The 24,445-nt window shown below is 54.7% G+C and carries 21 protein-coding genes and 3 pseudogenes; 12 read left to right on the top strand and 12 right to left on the bottom strand.

What is annotated here, in order from left to right; translation table 11 throughout:
• Nucleotides 1-614: 614 nt before the first annotated feature.
• Nucleotides 615-2,076 (top strand): annotated as a pseudogene (locus ACA069_RS07725) (IS1182 family transposase).
• A gap of 457 nt (nt 2,077-2,533) precedes the next feature.
• On the opposite strand, the gene ACA069_RS07720 reads toward ACA069_RS07725, so the two are convergent.
• Together ACA069_RS07720 and ACA069_RS07715 are read right to left on the bottom strand one after the other, a co-directional pair.
• Nucleotides 2,534-5,713 carry an autotransporter outer membrane beta-barrel domain-containing protein gene (locus ACA069_RS07720; protein ID WP_497616959.1) on the bottom strand — a complete coding sequence of 1,060 codons (3,180 nt, stop codon included), beginning with the start codon at nt 5,711-5,713 and terminating at the stop codon, nt 2,534-2,536.
• Between the two features lie 1,048 nt (nt 5,714-6,761).
• Nucleotides 6,762-6,944, bottom strand: a pseudogene (locus ACA069_RS07715) (ice nucleation protein); the annotation flags it as partial.
• A 389-nt stretch (nt 6,945-7,333) separates the two neighbouring features.
• Between ACA069_RS07715 and ACA069_RS07710 the strand changes: the two are divergent.
• From ACA069_RS07710 to ACA069_RS07700, 3 genes are all read left to right on the top strand, one after another.
• Nucleotides 7,334-7,630 (top strand): hypothetical protein, encoded by a 297-nt coding sequence (locus tag ACA069_RS07710; protein WP_497616957.1) that lies wholly within the window; start codon nt 7,334-7,336, stop codon nt 7,628-7,630.
• A gap of 92 nt (nt 7,631-7,722) precedes the next feature.
• Nucleotides 7,723-8,925 carry an HBL/NHE enterotoxin family protein gene (locus ACA069_RS07705; protein ID WP_497616956.1) on the top strand — a complete coding sequence of 401 codons (1,203 nt, stop codon included), beginning with the start codon at nt 7,723-7,725 and terminating at the stop codon, nt 8,923-8,925.
• Nucleotides 8,926-9,162: 237 nt separating this feature from the next.
• Nucleotides 9,163-9,723, top strand: a complete 561-nt coding sequence (locus ACA069_RS07700) for a fasciclin domain-containing protein (protein ID WP_428551970.1) — start codon at nt 9,163-9,165, stop codon at nt 9,721-9,723.
• A gap of 352 nt (nt 9,724-10,075) precedes the next feature.
• Here ACA069_RS07700 and ACA069_RS07695 read toward each other — a convergent pair whose 3' ends face one another.
• On the bottom strand, nt 10,076-10,375 hold the full coding sequence (locus tag ACA069_RS07695; protein WP_497616954.1) for a hypothetical protein: 300 nt from the start codon (nt 10,373-10,375) through the stop codon (nt 10,076-10,078).
• A 153-nt stretch (nt 10,376-10,528) separates the two neighbouring features.
• Between ACA069_RS07695 and ACA069_RS07690 the strand changes: the two genes are divergently transcribed.
• Nucleotides 10,529-10,825: a hypothetical protein gene (locus tag ACA069_RS07690; RefSeq protein WP_497616952.1), complete on the top strand. Its 297-nt coding sequence runs from the start codon at nt 10,529-10,531 to the stop codon at nt 10,823-10,825.
• Nucleotides 10,826-10,886: 61 nt separating this feature from the next.
• Here ACA069_RS07690 and ACA069_RS07685 read toward each other — a convergent pair whose 3' ends face one another.
• The 5 genes from ACA069_RS07685 to ACA069_RS07665 form a co-directional block, all read right to left on the bottom strand.
• Nucleotides 10,887-11,411, bottom strand: a complete 525-nt coding sequence (locus ACA069_RS07685; protein ID WP_497616950.1) for an HAD domain-containing protein — start codon at nt 11,409-11,411, stop codon at nt 10,887-10,889.
• Between the two features lie 42 nt (nt 11,412-11,453).
• On the bottom strand, nt 11,454-11,606 hold the full coding sequence (locus ACA069_RS07680; protein WP_497618207.1) for an antitoxin VbhA family protein: 153 nt from the start codon (nt 11,604-11,606) through the stop codon (nt 11,454-11,456).
• A 101-nt stretch (nt 11,607-11,707) separates the two neighbouring features.
• Nucleotides 11,708-12,271, bottom strand: coding sequence for a hypothetical protein (locus ACA069_RS07675; protein ID WP_497616948.1), 564 nt, complete (start codon nt 12,269-12,271; stop codon nt 11,708-11,710).
• Between the two features lie 78 nt (nt 12,272-12,349).
• Nucleotides 12,350-12,754 carry a DUF6957 family protein gene (locus tag ACA069_RS07670; protein ID WP_497616946.1) on the bottom strand — a complete coding sequence of 135 codons (405 nt, stop codon included), beginning with the start codon at nt 12,752-12,754 and terminating at the stop codon, nt 12,350-12,352.
• Nucleotides 12,755-12,776: 22 nt separating this feature from the next.
• Entirely contained in the window at nt 12,777-13,097 is a 321-nt protein-coding gene (locus tag ACA069_RS07665; RefSeq protein WP_497616944.1) for a hypothetical protein, read from the bottom strand.
• 301 nt (nt 13,098-13,398) lie between these two features.
• On the opposite strand from ACA069_RS07665, the gene ACA069_RS07660 reads away from it, so the two are divergent.
• Complete coding sequence (locus tag ACA069_RS07660; RefSeq protein ID WP_497616942.1) at nt 13,399-13,863, top strand: helix-turn-helix domain-containing protein; 465 nt, start codon at nt 13,399-13,401, stop codon at nt 13,861-13,863.
• A 432-nt stretch (nt 13,864-14,295) separates the two neighbouring features.
• A pseudogene (locus ACA069_RS07655) lies at nt 14,296-14,892 on the top strand (mechanosensitive ion channel family protein); the annotation flags it as partial.
• A 123-nt stretch (nt 14,893-15,015) separates the two neighbouring features.
• On the opposite strand, the gene ACA069_RS07650 reads toward ACA069_RS07655, so the two are convergent.
• The 3 genes from ACA069_RS07650 to ACA069_RS07640 form a co-directional block, all read right to left on the bottom strand.
• Complete coding sequence (locus ACA069_RS07650) at nt 15,016-15,882, bottom strand: carboxylate/amino acid/amine transporter (RefSeq protein ID WP_497616940.1); 867 nt, start codon at nt 15,880-15,882, stop codon at nt 15,016-15,018.
• Between the two features lie 217 nt (nt 15,883-16,099).
• Nucleotides 16,100-16,699, bottom strand: a complete 600-nt coding sequence (locus ACA069_RS07645) for an FMN-dependent NADH-azoreductase (RefSeq protein ID WP_187681376.1) — start codon at nt 16,697-16,699, stop codon at nt 16,100-16,102.
• Between the two features lie 230 nt (nt 16,700-16,929).
• Nucleotides 16,930-17,244: a 3-phosphoglycerate kinase gene (locus ACA069_RS07640; protein ID WP_489878458.1), complete on the bottom strand. Its 315-nt coding sequence runs from the start codon at nt 17,242-17,244 to the stop codon at nt 16,930-16,932.
• 49 nt (nt 17,245-17,293) lie between these two features.
• Between ACA069_RS07640 and ACA069_RS07635 the strand changes: the two genes are divergently transcribed.
• The 4 genes from ACA069_RS07635 to ACA069_RS07620 all read left to right on the top strand — a co-directional run bounded on the left by ACA069_RS07635 (nt 17,294) and on the right by ACA069_RS07620 (nt 21,523).
• Nucleotides 17,294-18,217: a PA3225 family LysR-type transcriptional regulator gene (locus tag ACA069_RS07635; RefSeq protein ID WP_007914443.1), complete on the top strand. Its 924-nt coding sequence runs from the start codon at nt 17,294-17,296 to the stop codon at nt 18,215-18,217.
• Nucleotides 18,218-18,231: 14 nt separating this feature from the next.
• Nucleotides 18,232-19,035: an alpha/beta fold hydrolase gene (locus ACA069_RS07630; RefSeq protein WP_497616938.1), complete on the top strand. Its 804-nt coding sequence runs from the start codon at nt 18,232-18,234 to the stop codon at nt 19,033-19,035.
• A 3-nt stretch (nt 19,036-19,038) separates the two neighbouring features.
• A complete protein-coding gene (locus ACA069_RS07625) occupies nt 19,039-19,602 on the top strand; it encodes a peptidylprolyl isomerase (RefSeq protein ID WP_401266592.1) in 564 nt (187 codons plus the stop codon).
• An 88-nt stretch (nt 19,603-19,690) separates the two neighbouring features.
• On the top strand, nt 19,691-21,523 hold the full coding sequence (locus ACA069_RS07620; protein ID WP_401266590.1) for an ABC transporter ATP-binding protein: 1,833 nt from the start codon (nt 19,691-19,693) through the stop codon (nt 21,521-21,523).
• A 104-nt stretch (nt 21,524-21,627) separates the two neighbouring features.
• On the opposite strand, the gene ACA069_RS07615 is transcribed toward ACA069_RS07620, so the two are convergent.
• Nucleotides 21,628-22,752 (bottom strand): GNAT family N-acetyltransferase, encoded by a 1,125-nt coding sequence (locus tag ACA069_RS07615; RefSeq protein ID WP_497616937.1) that lies wholly within the window; start codon nt 22,750-22,752, stop codon nt 21,628-21,630.
• Nucleotides 22,753-23,032: 280 nt separating this feature from the next.
• Between ACA069_RS07615 and ACA069_RS07610 the strand changes: the two genes are divergently transcribed.
• Nucleotides 23,033-24,355: a putative porin gene (locus tag ACA069_RS07610; protein WP_401266584.1), complete on the top strand. Its 1,323-nt coding sequence runs from the start codon at nt 23,033-23,035 to the stop codon at nt 24,353-24,355.
• The last annotated feature ends 90 nt before the right edge of the window (nt 24,356-24,445 follow it).

Below are 24,445 nucleotides of genomic sequence, written 5' to 3'. Positions count from 1 at the left end.
CGCGACGGAGTTAATGGCGAGCGACCGATTTTGGCCGATCTCTGCCGGTTGTTTGCTTTTAGCGAAGGGCTGGAACCAACCCTAATTATCATTCGGATAATGGGCTGTTGAACAAGATGTGCCAACGTTGGTTCAGCCCTCGGCGAGCAGTTAAGCGTTACAGCCATTGGTAGGAAGCCCCGTTGACAAGCTGCTGTCGGGCTTTGTTCGATAGCCATGGGAATCCAGACGCAAGACGAGCATCTGCAAGCGAGCAGCCATCGGCAAAGTCCTTGCTCGCAAGCCAACCTTCTCTCTCTATTGCTGTACCCCAGGCGCGCCACAGTTATTCGAGGTCATTTGCGTCGAGTGATCGTGCAGATGATACCGATTCATAAAACTCCCAAGGCTGCTCCCAGTGATCAAACGCCTCTATTGCTGAAATCAGCTTGCGATACGAGTCCATCCTGGTACCTAAAGGTTAGCAAAGTGGGCATACGTGGACGCCCCATTGAATGATTCGCTGCCGATCATTTTTCGCCAGCCTTGTCGCACAAGTTACTGTTTCGCCATTAGCCTGTCCAAGGGCCGCTATTGGCCCAGAGTGTGTAAAAACACCTTCGCGAACACTTGCTATGATTTCTGAGGATTTCAAGCAGGGATCGCCCACGAAACGCTTTATCCAATGTGAACATCGAGGCAAAGGCACCTTACTTCCCGAGAGCCTCGACGACTGCGTCAGCGATACCAATCCAGTGCGCGTAGTCGACCTCTTCGTCGACGAACTCGACCTGGTCAATCTGGGTTTTGAAGGTGCCATTCCAGCCGATACAGGCCGGCCTGCTACCATCCCGCGATTTTGCTGAAGATCTACATCTACGGCTATCTCAACCGCATCCAGTCGAGCCGACGTTTGGAGCGAGAAGCCCAACGCAACGTCGAGCTGATGTGGTTGACCGGGCGGTTGATGCCGGACTTCAAGACCATCGCCAACTTCCGAAAAGACAACATCAAGGCCATCCGAGGCGTTTGTCGGCAGTTCGTTGTGCTGTGTCAGCAGTTGGGACTGTTCGCAGAACATCTGGTCGCCATCGATGGCAGCAAATTCAGAGCAGTCAACAACCGCGACCGCAATTTCACCAGCGCCAAACTGAAGCGGCGAATGGAAGAAATTGAATCGAGCATCAATCGTTACCTGACGGCACTCGATGCTGCCGATCGGCAAGAACCAACAGCTTCCGAGCCCAGTGCCGTGAGGCTGGAAGAGAAAATCGCCAAGCTCAAAACTCAAATGAAGGAGCTTCAGGCGATCGAAATCCAGCTCAATGAATCGCCGGATAAACAGGTCTCACTGACCGATCCAGAAAGCCGCTCCATGATGACGCGCGGTACGGGAATCGTTGGCTACAACGTGTAAACAGCCGTCGATACGCAGCACTATTTGATCGTTGCGCATGAGGTGACCAACGTGGGTTCCGACCGCGATCAACTCAGCTCGATGGCCAAGCAGGCCCGAGAGGCGATGGCGTCAGAAACGTTGTCGGTAGTGGCTGACCGAGGTTACTTCAAAAGCGAACAAATCCTGGCTTGTCACGATGCAGGTATCACCGCCTATGTGCCCAAGCTGATGACCTCTGGAGCCAAGCCTGACGGGCGTTTCAATAACGATGCCTTCCTTTATGACGCGGAAAAAAACGAATACATTTGCCCGGCTGGAGAGTCGCTGATCTGGCACTATTCCTACGTTGAAAAGGCCTGAAATTGCATCGTTACTGGAGTTCGAAATGCCAGGGCTGCGCTTTGAAATCGCAGTGCACACCGAGCACGGAACGACGAGTTCGACGCTGGGAGCATGAAGACGTATTGGAGGAGATGCAGCATCGGCTGAGCAAAGCACCAGAGATGATACGAGTCCGAAAACGGACGGTTGAGTATCCCTTCGGGACGCTCAAACAATGGATGGGAGCGACGCACTTCCTGACGCGAAAGCTGGCCGGGGTGAGTGCGGAGATCAGCATGAATGTGCTCGCCTAAAACATGAAACGGGTAATGAAAATCATCGGTGCTCACGGTTTGATGAAGGCGCTGTCGGCCTAAAAAAGCTGATTTCGGCCCATCCCAGAGGCTGTAAAAACCGCATTGACGTGTTCCAGGTCGCGACCGATGCGACCCGCAACATTGACCGTACTATCGCTCAGCAAACGAACGTCGATGACCCAAGACGATGAGGCAATGAGCGTTTTTACACACTCTGGGCCGATAGCTGCCACCCACGAACGACCGCTTTCGGCTTTAGCTGCCGCTCACGAACACCTGCTTTCGGCCATAAGTGGGCAGTGGCCTAAACGTACAACTGCCAACCCAAACGTCAATCGCATACAAGTCATGCGCCCCTACTTGCTAAAGGCGCAGTTGATTTTCATGTAGGAACCGTTTCTTGCCTCGAATGACGAAATGCAACTGGCGATTCATATTAACAACACAAACGAACAAGACCCGAATTCATAGATCCGGGTCTTGTTCGCTTATTTGAAACTGCCTTCAGGAGAGGATTTTACCAAGCGTAGCGGTAGCCTACGTTCACCGAATAAGGCTGTTCGATGCCATCGCCCTTGGTGTATTCCGCATCGATGAAGAACTTGTGCTTCTCGGCGGTTTGCAGGATTACCCCGCCACCGATTTCGGCCCGCGAACCTGGCAACTTGCTGTCCAGTCTTACATCGTTGACGCTCACCTTGCTGTCACCGGCATGTTCGGTAATCCACGATGCTTTGGCGTATGGCTGCACGGACATACCGTTATTCAGTTTCATGTTACGACCGAACAGGCTGCCAACTCGGCTCTGAACGGAAGTAACGGCGTCCTGTTCGACCTTCAAGCCATTGCTTGCGGTGTAATCGCCACTGCCCACGCGGAACGCTTGCACTTCCAGTTGTGGTTCGACGAACCAGCCTTGTCCAAGATCGATTTGCTTGCCAACCTCTATGCTCGCCGCGATGGCGTGATTCTTGTATTTGCCATCCACCTTCTTACCCATATTGCTGGTGATGTCGACCTTGTTGTCCAAGTGGGTGTATTTCAGCACGCTGTCAACGTACACGCCGTTTTGGTCGATGTAGGTTGCATAGGTGCCGAGCATGGCGCTGTCGATCTGGCCTTTGCTGCCTTCGCCGAAGTTCTGACGAGCCTCACCTTGTCCGGCCATACCGCCGAGGTACAGCTTGCCGTTGTAGAAAGGAATGGCCTTGTCGGCGCCGATCTCGAAACCGTTGACCTGCTGCTCAAAGGCACGGCTGGAACCTGTATCGATGCGCTGCTCCTTCCCGAAGCCACGAGTCCACAGACCACCCTCATCATTGCCCATACGCAACTCGCCCAGTCGTTTGGTCAAGGCATTCATCTGCGCACCGATGAGTCCTGTGGCCGCCGCCTGTTGAGCGATGGCAGCGTTCGCGCCCTTACTCAGATTCTCCGGCTGAGGATTGCTAATAACTGGTTTAACGGGCGCAACGATACCTCCGGCACCGCCACCGGTATTACCCACTGGCTCCTCGCCATCGCCCGCACCGCCACCGGTATCAACCACTGGCCCCTCGCCACCGCCCGCACCGCCACCGGTATCAGCCACTGGCCCCTCACCACCGCCCGCATCCTCGGCAGTGCCGGCCAGGTACCAGTCATCGCCGCGCTGCTCGAGGCCATAACGGAAGGCACCCACGTCGACTTTACCGCCGTACAAATCGAACTTCCCCGCGCCGCCGTTGGTATCCACCAGCATCAGTGCTTCACCTTGGGCCTGGCGGCCGGAATCAGCAATGATCAGCGTGTGCTCCCCGTCAACTTGCCCTTCAACCTTGAGCAAGTCGCCTTGCAGCGTCGCCAAGTCAGTGTTGAGCAAGAAGCTGCCATTGCCGCTCAAATTGCCCACCGTCAGCGTCTTGAACAAGCCGTTGGAGTGGTCGAAATTTACACGGCCGTCGTTCAACGAAAGAGCGCTCACCGAAGAGTCGCCAGTCATAGTCCACATACTGCCACCACGGAGGCTCAGATTATGTAAACCAGTCGATGCGCCTTTCCAGGTAGAAGCTTCGTTAAGGTTAAGGCTGCTGTCGAGGGTGTAATTACGGTCGATCGCCACGTCCCCTTTAAGTCGGGAGCCGTTAGTGGCGCTCAGTGCTACGCTCACAACTTGCTGTCCTCCCGATTTGGCAGTCCCGCCGGCCATTAATGTTTTACCTTCGATGGTAGAGCTGTCAGCAGTCACATCAAAAGCAACGGATTCGCCCGCCTTGATAGCAACATTCTCGGAACTGACCACAGTATTCTTAAGCAGGACGTTTTTCTGATTCGCTCCGTAAGCGCCAATAGCAGTGGCAAATTTGCCATTTACCTTAATACTTGAATTATCGAAACTAACATTGGAAACAGGTGAACTAGAGCTCAGACGCAGGCCTATGTTGTCCTCTTTGTCGCTATCACCAGTCTTACTCATAGCAATATCGACGTTATTGCCCACAACGGTGCCCCCCCAGCGGGCGAGAATACCCAAGCCACCTACTTCGCCGTGAATACGAACATTATCGAGGGTTACATTTCCAGTATCAGCATAGATACCATGCCCCCCCGACATTTCAATATCGCTGTTGACAAGATTCACGTATGAATCAGTAAACGCCCACACCATTGGCGCACGCGCGCCGCTGTTTTTTATACTCACATTGTTCGCATTGACAATGCCTCCATTTGCGACAGAGATGGCAGTACCCGTTGAGTGCAGGTTTGACGACTCAACATTCACCGTCCCTCCAACTTCAGCCCTTATCGCTTCGCTTTTAGAGGCAATGTCCATGTTCTTGACATCAACGGTCCCCCCTCCATAGGCATTAACTCCGTAAGTGGTACCAGTTCCGCTTGCGGTGATACTGCCGCCGTCCAGACTTATATGAGCACCCTTTCCGTTGGCCTGCACTCCAAGACCATTGGCGCCCGAGGTACTGATCACGATATCGTTCGCCACCACCGTCCCGCCTGGGGTGGCGTATATTCCATAGCCCCTGTTATTGGTGGTTTTAATGGTGGCTCCGCGAACGTTGACGTTACTGGTTCCTAATGCTGCAATTGCAAATCCGAAAGATCCGTGGGTAACAATATCGAGATTGCTGACATCGGCCGTCGAATTCGTCACGATCAGGCCCGAGCCGGTACTGTTGATCTGCACATCGTTACCACGTAGCTGGCTTGCTTCTTTGACATCCAACGCGACGCTGTCACCCAGTGCAGCGACTTGGGTGTTCTGAAGGTTTACCTTAGAGCCGCCAGACGCCATCAACCCAGACGTCTTGGCCTTGAGGGAATTTACGGTCATGCCGATCAAATTCAGCGTGGAGTTGCTTCCTACCAGAACAGCGCCTAAGCCGGTGCCTGAAGTGCTGAGAATGCCGCTGCTCCAAGTCGCCTCACCGTCATTCATAACCTGCAATGCAGGGTTGTTGTTACCTGATGCCGCCATTGTCCCGGTTCCGCTATAGGTCGTCCCGTCGACGACCATAACAGCGGCGTGCCCCATGCTGGAAAAAGCCAACAACAAGCTGGCGGACAGCGTGTTCAAGGGAAAAGCCGGAGCTTTTGAAGAAAAGCGCACAAGGCTGTTGCGCGATTTTAAAGCGCCAGACGCCGACGGCAACGTAAAGTAGGTACGCGTGCGATTCCATATAGTTCGGTAGATGCTGTTCATAAATCCCTCACTCATTGGTTTTTTTCAGGACACGCTTAAACAAGCTGGCGCTGGAAAGTCATTGAGGAGAGATTTGAACAGGAAATTTAGCGGCAAAAACTCAGGCTCTTCCGACGGAGTTGTAGGAAATTTCCTACGCGTGAGCCGCTCTTTTTGGCACTCAGCAACTCGTATCACCGTCTACTTACAGATGAGACCTAGCGGAATTGAGGGGTAGGTATTAGGCGTTTCCTGCCCTTCGCGACAGTAAGCAATCGGCCAGAAGCAGACGCTCATAGACGACTGCGTTCGCCTCAAAGCTGCCGGTCAGCAGTGGTAGAAACCAGCGGTATGCAGCCTTTCAGCTCCAATGGTACTAAGCTAAAAGTGGCTACCGGGCAAGAAGGTGATAAAAGAGGGGCCCTGCTAATCTCGCCACCAGGATCGAGCGCGCCTTGATAGGCTTGGCGCCTTTCGCCATGACATCGCCAAGAAAACGTAATCAGGGACATCATCTAACAATGGAAAACGCTATGACGGCTCGGTGCCCCAACTGTGGCCATATCCCCATCAGGCTGTCGCCCACCCATAAGTGCCCCGAATGCGAAGTCTTTAATCATGAATGGCTGATTTATGACTGGGAAAGCTTTTCATCCTTCAGACGTCAGCACCTCAAATACAATATTCTGATAATCAGCATGGTAGTCATTAACATCGTCGCGCTGGTGACGCTTGAATCCAGCAATGTCGTTTTCTGGATGCTAAACGTTCTATCTATTCCAGCCACAATCAGTTTATTTCTATGCCTCAATGATCTTCGAGGACAAGCGAAGTACGAAGGGCATAACAGTCGCGCTGTTTTACCTTGGTTTTCGGGTTTCACGGGGTTCTGACCAGAGCGTCTGCTCCTGACCGATTTCAGCCCTTCGCGACATGCAGAAATCGGCCACGAGCGGACACTCAACATAACTCCTAGTCACCATGGTGCAGAATGCCCTTCCAAAGAGCGGCAGCCTCGATTAAATATTTTCTCACTGCTTAGGGATTACACCCCTCGAAAATATCGTTATTACTCCTCTGCTTTATTCACAATATTTCCATCTTCATCTACTTGATACGGCGTATCAGCCTCTACTCCATTTTTTCCTGTGTTGACTACCTTGTTGGTATAGCGCTTGCCGCCCCAGCATCTGAAAATCAGTGTCGAGTTCTCCCCGCCAGTCAGAGTTGAGCCCAGGCTGCCGATTAACCGGCAGTCAGGTTGACGTCCATTTGCAGCCCGCCGCCAGCGTGCAGAACTCGCAATCGACGTATCACCCAGGGGACGCGCCTATTGAAGGCTAAGCTTTGATCTCAAAACCGTCAATAAAACATCAGACTCGGAGTGACATCATCTGGAATCAACAATCTTATGAAATTATTAGAGTTTTCAATAATCCAAAATTAAAAGTATTTGTTCTTGGCACGCTTCCAGAACCACTCTATATTCAAGCGATGCTATCTAGCTTTGGCTCAAGAGGATTACTCACGCCGCAAATACAATTAAAAATCCGGAGCTCGCCACGAAAGATTTGAAGAGTTGTTGAAACAGCAAAAAACATTACGCACCAACATGAAGACCAAAATCAAAAGGACTTTAAGATGGAAATGGAACTTGAGAGCTGCCCTATAACTCCTGCAATTTATGGAAAATCTTCTTTGTCTGTGCACCAGACTTCACTTCAGAACGAAAAACTCACCCACGCGGGTATATTAGCTCAGCAGAGCGCCCTAGTATTGATGGCACAAATCCCGATTGATTCATTCTTCGCAGAAAGTGGCTTGGATGCAATCCCACTAGCTGCAACTCAAAGCTTACTTAAATTAAGTGCCAAATATTATTTAGATGGACTACAGACTATCGGAGATCAAAAGCTCTTTTTCACAGGATGCAGATAACGACTGGCTCGCATTTAATCTACAACTGCAAAAACCATCAAGAGCACTCAGCGGCTTAAGCAAATAAAGCCAAAATCTTATAAGGAAATAAAATGAACGCTCATCAAGAAAATGAAATACCAGACACTCTCACACCAGCACTGCAATCCATAACATCAATGCAGCAAATACATATCGGCGCGGAAATCACCATACAAGCTTACGCGCTGAGCATCTTAAATCAACAACCAATGGAGCTCCATAATTTTCCACACCTTAAAGACGAAGAGGACAAGATCAACCTTGCCCTTTCCGGTGCAAAAGCACACGCCAAAGACTATCTAGACGACCTACAACCAAAAATATTACGGTCGCTAGTGGATATGGAAAATTATATCGCTCTGCATCAGTCATCAACAAACTTTTTGAACGCCGAAATGCCTATCCAAGATTTTTTGGACATTCTAACAAGCTTAAAAAACAGTACGTCCGATTACCGAAACACAGCAAACGACGTCGTAGCAAAACTCACAACACTGCGCGACTCTTTAACTAGTGACTCTTCTGCGTTCGGCAAACTTGTATCTGACTTTCACTCAAAAACTGGTGGCGACGTGGATGAGTTGAAGAATATTACTGATCAAATAACAACTATTCAACATGACATAAGTTTGGATATTGCGTTAGCTGCGGCAAGCGGTCTGGGCATCCTCGCGGGCGGCGTGCTTATTTTTGTAGGCGCAGCCACCGAGGTTTTCACTGCTAACGCAAGTACATCAGCAGTGATAGGAGGTATCGGACTCCTCGCGGCAGGCATTGGCGGTGAAGCAGCCACAGGGGTTAGGCTTTGGCAACTAATACAAGAAAAGTCGGAATTAGTTAACAAACAGGTAGCTTTACAGGATGAAATCAAAGCTACACAAAACCTAGTCGCAGGCTATACAGGCTTGGCGCAACACTCTCAGGACTCTTATAACGCAGCAAAAAACATGGCGAACACCTGGAACTTGTTAGGTGATGGGCTGGACTCTATGATCTCGCTAATTACAAAAGATCAAAACCTCGCCAGTAAAGAATACGCCAAAAAAATCCTCATTAGAATTATGTGCGGAGCAGTGATCAACGAAATCAAAAACTTAGGTACAAATATAAAACTCATCGAAGAACAATACTCTGGCATCCATCAAAAAACCAGGTCGATTATAAACAATAAAGAACGTGACTCGGTATTTTACTTTCACGAATCTCGCTCAACTGCGACACCTCAAATAAACGTCGACCCTACCAAAACCGTATTAGAATTGATGAAGGGATAATTATATCAGCTCATGCCTTTTGAAGGCGTGAGCTCTCCGCCGCACATCCGCAAAAAGGAGCAAATTTATTTACAACTGACTGTCCGCTATTGGCCGAAAACAGCCGCTCATCAACGGTCGCTTTTGCCCGGAAGCAAGCATTCAAAAAATATTTACCCTGAGTTGCATCCGTTTCAGCAGCTGCTCCGTAAATTCAGCACCCTCATTCGAAGGGTCTAAGAATCAAGGAGACGCATCATGCACACGTCCATCAAACGCCTCGCCATTACCTGCCTTACTGTGCTGTCCCTCGGCACTGGATTGGGTTTCGCTGCCGACACCGTGATGGTCGGTGGCGCCGCCATGTATCCGACCAAGACCATCGTCGAGAACGCCGTCAACTCCAAAGATCACACGACGCTCGTCGCAGCGGTCAAAGCTGCCGGACTGGTTGATACGCTAAACAGCAAAGGGCCGTTCACCGTCTTCGCCCCCACCAATGAGGCCTTCGCCAAGTTACCCGCCGGAACCGTCGATACGCTGATCAAACCAGAACACAAAGCTGACCTGACAAAAATCCTGACTTACCACGTAGTCGCCGGCACTCACACTGCCAAACAGTTGATGGCGGACGCCAAAATGAACGGAGGCAAAGTGATGCTGAAAACCGTCCAGGGCGAATCACTGAGCGTGATGCTGCACGATGGCAAGTTGTGGGTAGAGGACGCCAAGGGAGACAAGGCTACCGTTACCATCGCCGACGTCATGCAATCCAATGGCGTGATTCACGTGATCGATACGGTCATGCTGCCGAATTGATTCTGCCAGCCTCGGCAGACGCTCGTCAGAGCGTCTGCTATGGGTCGAAAGCGGCTTCTGACCGGCTGCTTCTGGCCGATCTCTGCCGGTGCCGATGCGCTGCAATGGATCGCTCCGCCCCGCTCCTGAGTGCTAACCGTACAGGTCAAGTCCAATGCAAATGGCAGTTCAGAACGGATGAAAGCGGGTGGTCAAGTGAGTACGATTGGCACGCTGATTTAGTCTCCAGTACGACTAACCGCCTGGAGTTTTTGGTTCCACTGCCTACAGTATCAATGGGTCGATGAGATGCGTTACCACCAGATCGGCCGAAAAAGGTGAGGCGCTGCATTTGTGAATGGACGCGGGGGCTTCAGTCGTCTCCCCAAGGATCGAATTTGTCCCCATACCTAGCGCGTAGGGCGCGATTGCGCTCGATCCGCCGAATCCACGGATCGTAGTCCTCTGGCAATGCGGCGAGCTTGGCGCTGATGATCATTTGCACCGATTCGTCACGCAGTAACCTACTGGTCAGTTCGCGGTATTGGCCACGCGTAACCACACCGTAAGTGGCGTGATTTTCTTTTACGTAGAAGTCGGTCAATCCCACTCGCAGATGGCCGTAATTTTTTACGTCGTCGGGGTAGACGTCCTCAAGACTAAGGTGCCCCATATCGAACTCCAGGTTTCACAGCCGCCATCGAAAGCCTACGCCATCATTAAAATCGTTCCTTCGCGACAGCGCCTACGTAAACCAGCCAACAGCAGGCCATTAAGTGTGCGCGTGATAACCTCGGTACAGATATCACTGTTCTGAGAACCCGCTTTGAACACACCTGACGCACGTGCCGATTTCAATACCCTGATCAACGCCCCAAAGTTTTCGGACGACCCAGTCGGGCAGCACCAAAAGAAACGGTGGCGACTGCTGGCTGAAAACATGTACCAAAGCACCACAATAGAAGAACTGCTCGAAGCGAGAGGCAAAGCAGAAGGCTACATCCATGGCCTTGTGGATGCCGGACACCTCTCGACCAAGGACTACGAGCGTGATTACCTTATTCTGTGCATCGCTCAAAGGCGGCGTGAATTCCTGCGCAAATTGCTGAGCGAATACGGTTAATGAAGCAATAAACTCATGTTTTGCAGCAATGCAAAGCGTCTCGGGAAGTGTTTTTACGTCCTCATAAGGCTCTCAGTTTGAACCGTAGCTCCTCCTGGGTCAGCACTGAGCTAAGACCTAGGTCAGGATCAGTCCGGATCAGCCGTCGATCGTGATCCGGCCAGCTTTCAAAAGGATCATCATCTAGGGCGATCCAATTCGTCAGGCCGGCCCTAGTTACCGCAGCACGGATCTGCTGATATCGGCTGTGCATGTCGTAGCCCTCAAACGGAGCCCTGGGCATCCTTGAGTGCCAAGTACTGCTCACGGTGAGAGCTTGCAACTCTGGCGGCAAGGCGGCGCGTGCGCGGCGGTAACCGAGGATGCGCGCCCAGCTTGTCGATAAGCTGATTTCGACTTGAGGAAATTCCTTCAGTATCGCTACCAGGATTCCGGCATGCATCATGAGTTGCCCGGGTGCACGCAACTCCAAACCACTCCGGGTACGGTAAACGTCGTCTGGGTGCAGCACTCCATCAAAATCGAGAAATAGAACTCGATCATTCGGCGCCAGCCGGCTGCTTGTCTGGAGGTTCGAATCAAGCATGGTAAAGATCTGTCAAAGCCGGCCTTCCTGAAAGTTAACTGCTTACCGTGGAGAGCACTGCCGTATGCTCGCAATCAACTCCGTCAGTAGCTCGTCTAGACTTACCAGGCCATCTGCATATCGCTGCAGCTCAGCAAGGTGCGTAGAGGAAGGCCTCACACCATCGAGCAGCTGACAAGCAAGAACCTCCGCCACTGCTTTGCGACGTCGTTCGCGCTCGAGATCATCAGTCTGCACGTGCCACCTCTCCTTCGCTTAGAAAGCCTCCATCAAAGGGGAAGCCTGGTATGAAGTACTTATTTGAACGCCTTGCTGAAGCGCTGTGAAAGTGTCACAGCATCGATTACTGCCCAGCTTTCCGGTTGGCTACTTTTTCGAATAAAGTTGATCGCACATCCAACCATGAACACGCCAGCAGCGACTCCTTCCCAAGCCGCAGCCTTAAACGTCGCCGGAACGAGGTAACTCGGGTTGACGCTACCCGTTACGAGGTGGATCGGATAAGGCGAAATGAAGCAACCAGCAACGGCCACCGCAATCATCAAGGGTACCGCTGCAACTAGCATTAGAACCGGTACTTTGATCTGGTACTGCTTCGCCGCGACAAGCTTGCCGCTCGAGCCCTTTACTGCGTAGATGATGGCTTTGTTTTCAGTCTTGTCCTTTTTCTTCGTGAAGATGCCGTACAGGGTCACTCGCTCCCCCGCCTCAATCTCTTCAAAAATCTTTCCTGGCAGCAAAACATTTGGCAATACCTGCCCATCGATAACGATGCGCGCAGTCACAGTACCCTGCTCAGTAGCAATCACTCGTGGCTTCTCGATCACTCCAGTGACCTGCCGGCAATCAAATCGAATCAAAACGGCGCTCCTGCAATTTTTTAAGGCGTAGCTAATCGCACTGCCTGAATGGCAGCGTGGGTGAAAGTATTGAGTCAGTTACTGTCGAAACGAGAAAACGGTACTAAGTGCTGCTGGCTTCCTTAACCCATCACCAAGAAACAGGTAGACCGTGCCTTTGGTTTCAAACAAGCACGGGTGGTCATGCGAAATTCCGAAATTGGTGCGCACCCAGTGGCCTGGAGAAAAACGTCGGCGGCTGTCCAGGACGACCTCATGGGAGTAGACAGCATTTGGTAGCAACCCCATTGATGCGAGTCGATCCTGCTCCGCCTGAGTAAGCTGGAGATCAGCGATGATCCATTGCTTCACTAGGCAGAAAGGCTTCCCCGGAAAAGTCCTTTCAGCGAGCGCTATTAATTCTTCTTGCTCGCCATGCCAACCAAGAACGAATTCCCCACTTCCGTAAAAAAACTGAGCAATCTCATCAAGAGTTACTGGCATGGCGCCTCCAGTGTTTGAACCATTACGTGCGTACACTGGTGTAGATATGGCCCGTTCCGGTGATGAACTCGTAGACGGGGTTTTCCTCAGTGCCGGGCTGGATGCGAATTTCAGAGAGAAGCTCCATTGCGTATGACCCCTGCTCGCTCTTTGTGGGTGGAAGTATGAGATGGATGTTCGTCACGATCAGGAACTCACCCTGCTCCGCTCCACGCATCATCTGAACGGTTTCCACATCCGTAACTAGGTGAGCAACCGGACTAAAGCCACCATCCTCTAATCCCATTCCCTCAATCAGAAACGAGTACTCGCACCGACTGATATCGACCGACTTCCAGAGCATTCGAACACTGTCCGGAGTTCTAAATTGCCCCTGCAAATTGCTGCTATTGGTTACAAACACTCGGATAAACCCTATTTCAAACCCTGCCAAGCTCTGAAGAAGCTCAGCGTAGGCAGCCTTCGATTGACCCTGATCATGCTTCTGGCAACCGGATAGGGATGCTTCCGAAAGGCACGCGATTCCTTGGCGCTATGCATCCTGTTGAATGGCCATCATAAGCAAATATCCCACTATTAACAATTAGAGATATTTGGTGGGCCAATGCGAGTATGGCTCTATCCTTCATTTTGAGAAACTGAACGTGAAGGAAGAGCTAGCCGTCACGCTGCGCGCCATCCGGCAAATGAAAGGATTGGGTTATGAGGCCCTGGCGGGAACCATCAGCCAGAGCAACCTTAGCTTGCTCGAGCAAGGGAAAATCCAGGCGACGCTTCCGACCCTCGTAAAGATCGCCGAAACGCTCGATATCAACCTTCTGACACTATTGGCGTTGTGCTTGGCGATCCGTGACAAAGAGGCTCCTGAACATTTGATAAAAAATGCGCAGAAAGAGCTTCAAGGCTTCATCGAATCTGGTGGCCTTAAAATCATGGAGGATCAGATTCAGGACGGCGCATTGAAAAAGCGCTCTCGAGGAACTCGAGCGGATGCTCAGAGGGTGAGCGCCGTTGTTGAACTGAAAAAGCGGGGTCTGACACAAGCCGAAGCTGCGCGTGAACTAGGTTTGCCTACATCGACTGTTCAACGGTATTGGCAAAAGGAGTAAGCCTTTACAGGCAGAACCTCCACCACTAAGCGCCTCATCTCGCCTTATCCATCAACGTTCCCATACGGGAGGGAACGCGTCAGCGAACGCAGTGATAGGTGGGTTTGGAGCTTCACCACCGTGATCTAAGCAATCACCGCCGCTCACTAGGAAAAGCTAAACTTTCCGTAGAGTAGGGCGTTAAACAATTCGAGGTCACTCCTGGGATCCCGACTTCTGCGGAAACTCTCCACACCAGTCTTCACCCTTTCATAGCAATGTGTAGATGCTGGCTTGACCTAAAGCGGCTCATTCACCCAAACCTCATCTGAATCCAATCGAATTTGATGTCCATTTCAATCCTAAAAAAATGGACAAGGTCATTTGAACCCAAAGCGTTAATTTAGCGGGCTCTCAGCTGTCCATTTTTTTCTTAACTCACTATTAACGGGATTCGACAAGACGATTGTGTCGATCCCGACCTGGCGGCTGATGTCCGAGTCGTTCCGAAACTGGCGCGGCATGCAGCAGTCCGGCGGGCGGCGGATCAAGCGCAGTCTGTTCATCGACGCCAGCGGCGTGCGTTTCATCCGTGACGATGAAGAAGAGAAACTGAGCCAGGTGCATCTGCTGACCGGCTACATGAGTCGCAAGAAAGCCGAACTCAAGGCGTGGAACGAGGCGCAGGGCAATGTTGCAGCGATGTCGGCCAACCGTCGGCGGATGACCAACATCGGCACCTTTCGCGCTTACGCGCTGGCGTATCTGAAGAGTCACCCGGAGGTGCAGCCGAACATGACCTGCATGGTGCGCCAGATGCAAACCACGGCGCAGGGCATTCCGCTGGAAATCTACTGCTTCACCAGCACCACGGTGTGGGCCGATTACGAGCGGATTCAGGGGGATATTTTCGATTACCTGCTGGCGGTGCTGCCGGAGTTTGGGTTGAGCCTGTATCAGCAGCCGAGTGGCGGGGATTTGCGTGTGGGAATGCTGCCGGCGGTGCTCGGCGCGGCCAGCATTCCAGAGCCGCAAAAACATCTCATGTAAAACCACTGAAACCTGTGGGAGCGGGCTTGCCCGCGATGAGGGAGTGTCAGCGAGAAACTCATCGTCTGATACTCCGCTATCGCGGGCAAGCCCGCTCCCACAGGGATATTTGTCAGCCAGACGTCAGGTGGCGACCGTGGATTTGCGGATTCCCAAACGGCTGATCCACACCGCCGCCAGAATCACACTCCCGCCGAGGAACAACCTGCCCAGTTCCTCATCCTGATTCCAGATCAGCAAGTTCAGCAGCAACCCCACCGGTACATGCAGGTTGTTCATCACCGCCAGCGTGCCACCGTTGACCATGCACGCGCCTTTGTTCCACCAATACAGGCCCAGCGCCGTCGAGACCAGACCGAGGAACAGCAGCACGCCCCATTGCAGCGGCGCTTCGGGCAGGAAGTTGGCTTTGCCGAACAGCAGGAATGCCGGCAGCACCACCGCCAGTGCGCCGAGGTAGAAGTAGCCAAAGCGGCGATAATGCGGCAGATCGCTCGGGTGTTTCGCCACCAGATGTTTGTACAACACCTGCCCGGCGGCATAGGTGAAGTTGGCCAGTTGCAGCAGCAGGAAGCCCATGAAGAAATCCGGACTGATGCTGTCGAAACGAATCACCGCCGCCCCGCCCACCGCCACCAGCGCGGCGATCAGCGCCCACGGGTTAAAGCGTCGGTTCAGCGCATCTTCGATCAACGTCACGTGCAGCGGTGTGAGGATGGTGAACAGCAACACCTCGGGCACCGTCAGCACACGGAAGCTCAGATAGAGGCAAACGTAAGTCACACCGAACTGCAACGCCCCAATCACCAACATGCCGCGCATGAACGAAGGTTCCACCGAACGCCAGCGGGTCAGCGGGATGAACACCAGCCCGGCTAGCAGCACACGTACCAGCACCGCGAAGTAGCTGTCGACATGACCGGCAAGGTATTCGCCGATCAGACTGAAGGAAAACGCCTGGATCAGCGTGACAAAAAGTAGATAGCCCATGATCGCCTCTGTTTCGAATGGCGGCGACGATAGCGGTTTTTACTTTCTGGAACCAACACAAATCCCAGGCAAAAAAAAGCCCGATCTCGCTAATGCGTTCAATCGGGCTACAGCACTCAGGAGCAAAAAGTGCAAAGGGAGGTTCGATGCGCGTAGAGCCTTGAAGGGGTTGCGCCAGGTCACTAGAACATCCAGCGATTATCTGGCGATTAACATATCAAGCGACCGAGGCCAGTTTGGCGTTGGCCTGGTTCAAGCCTTTTTCCTGGAAGTCGCCACCCAGGTTCATGCCTTCGGCGTGAATGAAAGTCACGTCGTGGATGCCGATGAAACCCATCACCTGGCGCAAGTACGGTTCCTGATGGTCCGCCGGGCCGCCGGCGTAGATGCCGCCGCGGGCCGTCAGCACGTAGGCACGCTTGCCGCTGAGCAGGCCTTGCGGGCCGGTTTCGGTGTATTTGAAGGTCACGCCGGCACGCAGTACATGGTCGAGCCAGGCCTTGAGGGTGCTCGGGATCGCGAAGTTGTACATCGGTGCGGCCATCACCAATACATCGGCGGCCAGCAGTTCGTCAGTCAATTCATTGGAGCGATCCAGCGACGCCTGTTCGCTGTCGTTGCGCTGCTCGGCGGGCTTCATCCAGCCACCCAACAGATTGATGTCCAAGTGCGGCACCGGGTTCACGGCGAGGTCACGTACGGTGATCTGATCGGCAGGGTGTGCTGCTTTCCACTGTTTGATGAAGGTCTGGGTCAACTGGCGGGACACCGAGTCTTGCTGGCGGGCGCTGCTTTCGATGATCAGAACGCGGGACATGTTGTGTAGCCTCCATCCGAGAATGTTGTAGGTCGATGGAGTGGAGATTAGACAGAGTCGATTCGATGAAAAAGCGCAAATAATTGCTATAAAGCATCGATAAATTCGTTTATAAGCTGAAGCATGCCTTTGCAGGAGTGAGCCTGCTCGCGATAGCGGTGTGTCAGGCGACATCTATTTATCTGGAACACCGCTATCGCGAGCAGGCTCACTCCTACAGGAGAACGGTGCTACTTCGGGGTGCAAGTCAGCTTGATCCGCAGCTTGATGATTTCTCGGGTGAACTTGGCCGTAGCGTTTTTATGCTTGCCGGCCGCCACTTCGATGGTGCGTGTGCGCGGTGCTTCCGGGCCGTTGGTGAACACGGCTTTGCAGACTGCATCGACATCCCCGTAGTTGACCACCTGGATCGAGCCGATGTCATTGTCGGTGTCGAAGGTCTCGTAGTCGATCTTCAGTCCGTTGAGATCCTTGACCACGTCGATCGGATAAGCAAACGCCGACATCGGCAGCAGCGCCAGCAACACACAACAGAATTTTTTCATTCGGCAATCTCCATGAGGGACGGCCAGCTTAGGACAAGAGGAGCTATTGATGAAAGCGCCCCGCGTGACCCTTGATCAATGGCGAACATTGCAGGCGGTGGTCGACCACGGCGGGTTCGCCCAGGCCGCCGAGGCCCTGCACCGTTCGCAATCGTCGGTAAGCTACACCGTCGCCCGCATGCAGGACCAGCTCGGCGTGCCGTTGCTGCGCATCGACGGGCGTAAAGCGGTACTCACCGAAGCCGGCGGCGTGCTGCTGCGCCGCTCGCGGCAACTGGTGAAACAGGCCAGCCAATTGGAAGACCTTGCCCACCACATGGAGCAAGGCTGGGAAGCCGAGGTGCGACTGGTGGTCGATGCGGCCTATCCGAGCGCACGCATCGTGAGGGCGCTGACTGCGTTCATGCCGCAAAGCCGTGGCTGCCGCGTGCGTCTGCGTGAGGAAGTATTGTCGGGTGTCGAGGAAGTGCTACTGGAAGGCGTGGCCGATCTGGCCATCACCGGTCTGAGCATTCCCGGCTACCTGGGCGCGGAATTGAGCGACGTCGAGTTTGTTGCCGTCGCCCATCCCGATCACCCGCTGCATCGGCTCAATCGCGAACTGAGCTTTCAGGATCTGGAGACCCAGATGCAAGTGGTCATCCGCGACTCTGGGCGCCAACAGCCACGGGATGTCGGCTGGCTCGGCGCCGAACAACGCTGGACTGTCGGTAGCCTTGCTACTGCTGCCACGTTTGTCAGCAGCGGCCTGGGCTTTGCGTGGTTGCCACGGCACATGATCGAGCGGGAACTGAAAGATGGCTCGCTTAAGCTGCTACCGTTGGACAGGGGCGGCAACCGCAACTCCAGCTTCTATCTGTATTCAAACAAGGACAAACCGCTGGGCCCGGCCACGCAAATCCTTATCGAACTGCTGCGCACCTTCGACACTTTGCCGCTGGACGCACCGTTCGCCGCACCTGAGCAAGCCTGACACGGAGTTCACCGATGGCGTGTTTCGAGCACGAAGGTTGCAACCTGCACTACGAGGAATATGGCCACGGCACGCCGTTGCTGCTGGTCCACGGGCTCGGCTCGAGCACGCTGGACTGGGAAATGCAGATCCCGGCACTGGCCGCGCATTACCGGGTGATCGTCCCGGACATTCGCGGCCACGGCCGCTCGGACAAACCCCGCGAGCGCTACAGCATCGCGGGCTTCAGCGCCGATCTGGTCGCGCTGATCGAGCACTTGAAACTCGGCCCGGTGCACTACGCCGGGCTATCCATGGGTGGCATGATCGGTTTTCAACTGGCCGTCGATCAGCCGCAGATGCTCAAGAGCCTGACCATCGTCAACAGCGCCCCCGAGGTCAAACTGCGCAGCCGCGACGACTATTGGCAGTGGTTCAAGCGCTGGAGTCTGATGCGAGTGCTGAGTCTCGCGACTATTGGCAAGGCGTTGGGTGGCAAACTTTTCCCGAAACCGGAACAGGCCGATCTGCGACAGAAAATGGCCGAACGCTGGGCAAAAAACGACAAACGTGCTTATCTCGCCAGCTTCGATGCGATTGTGGGCTGGGGGGTTCAGGAACGACTTTCCCGAGTGACCTGTCCAACCCTCATCGTCAGCGCCGACCGTGACTACACACCCGTCGCGCTGAAAGAAACCTATGTAAAACTGCTACCCGATGCGCGGCTGGTGGTGATCGCCGATTCACGCCACGCCACCCCGCTCGATCAACCCGAACGCTTCAACCAAACGCTGCTGGAGTTTCTCGCCGCAGCCGATATTCAATCTCAGGATCACTGACCCATGCTGAAAAAACTCGCCCTCGCCGCCGGCACCGTGCTGTTTGCTGCCAACCTGATGGCTGCCACGCCGGTTAAAGCACCGCACGTGCTGCTGGAAACCACCAATGGCCAGATCGAAATCGAACTGGACCCGGTCAAGGCACCGATCAGTACCAAGAACTTCCTTGAATACGTCGACAGCGGCTTCTACACCAACACGATTTTCCACCGTGTGATCCCGGGGTTCATGGCTCAGGGCGGCGGTTTCACCCAGCAAATGCAGCAAAAAGAAACCAAGGCACCGATCAAGAACGAAGCCAGCAATGGTCTGCATAACGTTCGCGGCACCTTGTCGATGGCACGCACCTCCAACCCGGATTCGGCCACCAGCCAGTTCTTCATCAACGTGGCCGACAACGCCTTCCTCGACCCGGGTCGTGACGCCGGTTACGCCGTATTCGCCAAAGTGGTCAAGGGCATGGACGTGGTCGACGTCATCGTCAACTCGCAAACCACCACCAAACAAGGCATGCAAAACGTGCCAGTCGACCCTGTGATCATCAAGTCGGCCAAGCGCATCGACTAAGGTTTACAGGGCATATAGAGCGGCGACGGCCTGATCCCGCGCCGCTCACACCGATAAAAGGAGAGCCCGTACTCCGGGCGGTTATCTGATGCTCTATCGCCGTTTTGAACAACTGATCGACATATTCCGCGACGCCCCGACGGCATCCCCGCCGGATCGTGTGCTCCCCTTCTATACCTATTACCTCAAGCAGGTCTGGCCAAGTTTTGCCGCTCTGCTGGTGGTCGGTCTGTTTGCCGCGCTGATCGAAGTGGCGCTGTTCAGTTATCTGAGCCGCATCATCGACCTGGCCCAAGGCACGCCGAACCCGAATTTCTTCAGCGACCACGCCCTCGAACTGTCCTGGATGCTGGTGGTTGCGCTTGTGCTGCGCCCGATCTTCTTTGCTCTGCATGATTTGCTGGTGCATCAGACCCTGAGCCCGGGCATGACCAGCATGATTCGCTGGCAGAACCACAGCTACGTGCTCAAGCAGAGCCTGAACTTCTTCCAGAACGACTTCGCCGGTCGTATCGCCCAGCGCATCATGCAAACCGGCAACTCGCTGCGTGATTCGGCGGTGCAGGCGGTGGATGCGCTGTGGCACGTGGTGATCTATGCGGTCAGCGCGCTGGTACTGTTCGCCGAGGCCGACTGGCGCCTGATGATCCCGTTGCTGATATGGATCGCAGCGTATATCGGCGCGCTGTATTACTTCGTGCCACGGGTGAAAGACCGCTCGGTGGAAGCCTCCGACGCGCGCTCCAAACTGATGGGCCGAATCGTCGACGGCTACACCAACATCGCCACCCTGAAGCTGTTTGCCCACACCAATTTCGAACAGCACTACGCCAAAGAAGCCATCGAAGAGCAGACCGTCAAAGCGCAAATGGCCGGCCGCGTGGTCACCAGCATGGACGTGGCGATCACCGCCATGAACGGCTTGCTGATCGTCGGCACCACGGCGCTGGCCCTGTGGCTGTGGACGCAATCGCTGATCACCGTCGGCGCGATTGCCCTGGCGACGGGTCTGGTGATCCGCATCGTCAACATGTCCGGCTGGATCATGTGGGTGGTCACCGGCATTTTCGAAAACATCGGCATGGTCCAGGACGGTTTGCGCACCATCTCGCAACCGGTCAGCGTCACCGATCACGAACAGGCCAAACCGCTGGCAGTGGCCCATGGCGAAGTGCGTTTCGAGCACGTGGATTTTCACTACGGCAAGAAGAAAGGCATCATCGGCGACCTCAACCTGAACATTAAGCCGGGTGAGAAAATCGGTCTGATCGGGCCGTCCGGCGCCGGCAAATCGACCTTGGTCAACTTGCTCTTGCGCCTGTACGACGTTGAAGGCGGGCGCATCATGATTGACGGCCAGAACATCGCCGAAGTCGGCCAGGAAAGCCTGCGCGCGCGCATTGGCATGATCACTCAGGACACCTCGCTGCTGCACCGCTCGATCCGCGACAACTTGCTGTACGGCAAGCCTGACGCCACTGACGCAGAGCTGTGGGACGCCGTGCACAAGGCCCGCGCCGATGAGTTCATTCCGTTGTTGTCGGACGCTGAAGGCCGCACCGGGTTCGACGCGCATGTCGGTGAGCGCGGTGTGAAGCTGTCCGGTGGCCAGCGTCAGCGCATCGCCATTGCGCGGGTACTGCTCAAGGACGCGCCGATCCTGATCATGGACGAAGCGACCTCCGCCCTGGACTCGGAAGTCGAAGCAGCGATTCAGGAAAGCCTGGAAACCCTGATGCAGGGCAAAACCGTGATCGCGATTGCCCACCGCCTCTCGACCATCGCGCGCATGGATCGGCTGGTGGTGCTGGAAAACGGCAAGATCGCCGAGAGCGGCACCCACGCCGAGCTGCTGGCCCATCGCGGGCTGTATGCGCGGTTGTGGGCACACCAGACTGGAGGGTTTGTCGGGATCGATTGATTTCCCTGCCCGACACAAAACCTGTGGGAGCGAGCCTGCTCGCGAAAGCGTCAGTTCAGCCAAAATCCTTTGTGGCGGCACGACGCCTTCGCGAGCAGGGGGAGTCAGGTTTGGCGGTAGGGCAAGGCTGCTCTCGCTTCTTCGGCATAGGCCAGCACACCGGCGCGTTCCTGGTGCAGGAAGTCTTTGACCGCCGCTTTCAAACCCGGATGCCGCAGGTAATGCCACGAATGCGTGATCACCGGTTCAAAGCCGCGAATCAGTTTGTGCTCACCCTGAGCGCCGGCATCGAAACGCTGATAACCCTGGGCAATCGCGTAATCCATGCCCTGATAAAAACAGGTCTCAAAGTGCAGCCGATCAAACTCGGCCAGACACCCCCAGTAGCGTCCGTAAAAGCTGTCACCCCCGACCAGACTGAAGGCCATGGCCACCGGCCGTGAGCCTTGCTTGGCCAGCACCACACGGATCGCTTCGGGCATACGCTCGGCCAGCAGGCTGAAAAACTCCCGAGTCAGATAGGGCGTCTGCCGGCGCACTGCGTAGGTGTTGGCATAGCAGGCATAGACGAAATCCCACTGCGCCTCGTTCAGCTCGCGCCCTTCCAGCCATTCAAACTCAAAGCCCTGCCCCGCCACTTGCTCGCGCTCCTTGCGCATCTGTTTGCGCTTGCGCGAACTGAGCACATCGAGAAAATCCTGGAAGTCGCGATAGCCGCGATTCTGCCAGTGATACTGACAGCCGATGCGCTGCAACCAACCCGGTTGCTCGGCCATGGCGGCATCAGTGAAAGGGTCGGTGAAGTTGATGTGGGCGCTGGAAAGCTCTTCAATTTCCAGATAACCCGGCAGGCTTTTGAGCAGCTCGAAACCATCTTCGACGTTCGCCGCCAACAGCCTTGGGCCGCTGACCGGACTGAATGGCACCGCCGTCAACAACTTGGGGTAATAGTCGATCCCGGCGCGGGCGCAGGCATCGGCCCAGCCGTGATCGAACACGTACTCGCCGTAAGAATGCCACTTGCGGTAACTGGGTAGCGCCGCGATCAGTCGATCATCTTCGATGTGCAGCAAATGCTCGGGTTGCCAACCGCTGTGCGGGCCGACACTGCCGCTGTCTTCCAGCGCACTGAGAAACGCATGACGCAGAAATGGCTGACTCTCGGGCACCAGAGCATCCCATTCCGACGGGGCGATTTCTGACAGGTTCTGCAGGCGTTGCAACGGCATCAACAAGTCTCCACATCTGGGTTTCAGCGCCCGGCGAGTATCGCCGATTGCGTTGCATTGCACACCCGCCATTGAGCGACAGCGCTCTAGATCGATAGTTCACGCGCACCGTGCATCGTCATCAACCTGCCATCACTGTGCCACCGCTCTGTCATAAACCATCGCGATACTGGCGCCTGTTTTTAGAGCGCCGGGGTCTACCCGGACACTGTTTTCCGACCTTCAACCGTCGGTTGTGCCCAGGATGGTTCAGCCATCCCTCTCATCTTCGGAGATTGCTATGCGTCTTGCTTCCACGAAAACTGCGGCGGCCCTGTGCGGTGGCCTGTTGCTGGCCATGAGCGTTCCGGCCAGTGCCGCAGTCGACGCCAAACTGCTCGACATGCTCAAGGCTAACGGTTCGATTTCCCAGTCGCAGTACATCGAGCTGCAAACTGAACTGGCCAAGGATCAGAAGGCTCAGCAAATCGCCCAGCAGGCGCAGCAAGAGACCAACGAACAAGTCGCGGCTGTCGCGAAGAAAACCACCGAACAAAGTGCCTTCGACCAGAAACTGGCCTGGGCTGCCAAGACCCAGTTCAAGGGCGACGTGCGTATCCGTCAGGAAACCATCAAGATCGACGGCGAACCAAACAACGGCGGCCGCGACAAGGATCGTCAGCGCATCCGTGCCCGTCTGGGTGCCTACACCGAGATCAACCCGCAAGTCGACACTGGCATCCGTATCGCCACCGGCGGCGGCGATGACGCCCGTTCGACCAACCAGGATCAGGACAACTACTTCGACAAGAAGCAGATCTGGCTCGACCTGGGTTACATCGATTACCACCCCGATCAAATCAAGAACCTGCACGTGATCGGCGGCAAGATGCTGCAACCGTGGGTCAGCATGGGCGACGTGATCTGGGATGGCGACATCAACCCTGAAGGTCTGGCTGTTACTTACAAATACCCATTGGGCAGCAGCGCCGAACTGTTCGGCAGCCTGGGTAACTACAACCTCAAGGACAACGTCGATGGCGACGGCGTGCAATTCCGTCACGATTTGCGCATGACCGCCGGCCAACTGGGTAGCCGCTTCACCATCACCGATAACCTGAAGCTGACGGTGGGTGGCAGTGTCTACGCCTACCAGAACGACGAAGACAGCCGTTGCACCGGTACTTCCACGCCGTGCGCCCTGGCCGTCAATGGCAACTCGGCGAACAACGAGTTCCGCCTGTACGAAGGCTTCAGCCAGATCGACATCGGCGGTCTGCCAATGCCGCTGTCGTTCTACGGCCAGTACGTGAAGAACAACGACGCCGTGACCGATCAGGACACTGCGTGGCTGCTCGGCGCCAAGTCGAAGGTCTTCGGTTTCAACCTCGACTACAACTATCGTGACGTGCAGCGCAACGCTGTAGTCGGCGCCTTCACCGACTCCGACTTCGCCAACGGTACTACCGGTTCGCGTGGCCACAAGTTCAAGGTCGGTTACGACATCGACAAGAACTTCGCCCTTGGCGCGACGTACTACCTGACCAAGGCCGACTTCTCCAGCCGTACACAGCGTGATGCAGACACCAACACTCTGCAGCTGGACGCGGAAGCGAAGTTTTAAGCCACAGAGCAACAGATCTCAGGCGTTGCGCTTCTCATCCGGGCGCAATGTTTGAGGTGTTTCAACAGTCTGGTGCGATTATGGCGATCC

The sequence above is a fragment of the Pseudomonas sp. LBUM1652 genome, from assembly GCF_059716105.1.
Note: the sequence above shows the minus strand (reverse complement) of the source record. Positions and strands in the feature narration are given on the sequence as shown.

Excerpts from the sequence above, each read along its gene's own strand:
- ACA069_RS07720 (WP_497616959.1), bottom strand. The coding sequence starts at position 5,713 with ATGAACAGCATCTACCGAACTATATGGAATCGCACGCGTACCTACTTT.
- ACA069_RS07710 (WP_497616957.1), top strand. The coding sequence starts at position 7,334 with ATGGAAATGGAACTTGAGAGCTGCCCTATAACTCCTGCAATTTATGGA.
- ACA069_RS07705 (WP_497616956.1), top strand. The coding sequence starts at position 7,723 with ATGAACGCTCATCAAGAAAATGAAATACCAGACACTCTCACACCAGCA.
- ACA069_RS07700 (WP_428551970.1), top strand. The coding sequence starts at position 9,163 with ATGCACACGTCCATCAAACGCCTCGCCATTACCTGCCTTACTGTGCTG.
- ACA069_RS07695 (WP_497616954.1), bottom strand. The coding sequence starts at position 10,375 with ATGGGGCACCTTAGTCTTGAGGACGTCTACCCCGACGACGTAAAAAAT.
- ACA069_RS07685 (WP_497616950.1), bottom strand. The coding sequence starts at position 11,411 with ATGCTTGATTCGAACCTCCAGACAAGCAGCCGGCTGGCGCCGAATGAT.
- ACA069_RS07670 (WP_497616946.1), bottom strand. The coding sequence starts at position 12,754 with ATGCCAGTAACTCTTGATGAGATTGCTCAGTTTTTTTACGGAAGTGGG.
- ACA069_RS07665 (WP_497616944.1), bottom strand. The coding sequence starts at position 13,097 with ATGCTCTGGAAGTCGGTCGATATCAGTCGGTGCGAGTACTCGTTTCTG.
- ACA069_RS07650 (WP_497616940.1), bottom strand. The coding sequence starts at position 15,882 with ATGGGCTATCTACTTTTTGTCACGCTGATCCAGGCGTTTTCCTTCAGT.
- ACA069_RS07645 (WP_187681376.1), bottom strand. The coding sequence starts at position 16,699 with ATGTCCCGCGTTCTGATCATCGAAAGCAGCGCCCGCCAGCAAGACTCG.
- ACA069_RS07640 (WP_489878458.1), bottom strand. The coding sequence starts at position 17,244 with ATGAAAAAATTCTGTTGTGTGTTGCTGGCGCTGCTGCCGATGTCGGCG.
- ACA069_RS07635 (WP_007914443.1), top strand. The coding sequence starts at position 17,294 with ATGAAAGCGCCCCGCGTGACCCTTGATCAATGGCGAACATTGCAGGCG.
- ACA069_RS07630 (WP_497616938.1), top strand. The coding sequence starts at position 18,232 with ATGGCGTGTTTCGAGCACGAAGGTTGCAACCTGCACTACGAGGAATAT.
- ACA069_RS07625 (WP_401266592.1), top strand. The coding sequence starts at position 19,039 with ATGCTGAAAAAACTCGCCCTCGCCGCCGGCACCGTGCTGTTTGCTGCC.
- ACA069_RS07620 (WP_401266590.1), top strand. The coding sequence starts at position 19,691 with ATGCTCTATCGCCGTTTTGAACAACTGATCGACATATTCCGCGACGCC.
- ACA069_RS07615 (WP_497616937.1), bottom strand. The coding sequence starts at position 22,752 with ATGCCGTTGCAACGCCTGCAGAACCTGTCAGAAATCGCCCCGTCGGAA.
- ACA069_RS07610 (WP_401266584.1), top strand. The coding sequence starts at position 23,033 with ATGCGTCTTGCTTCCACGAAAACTGCGGCGGCCCTGTGCGGTGGCCTG.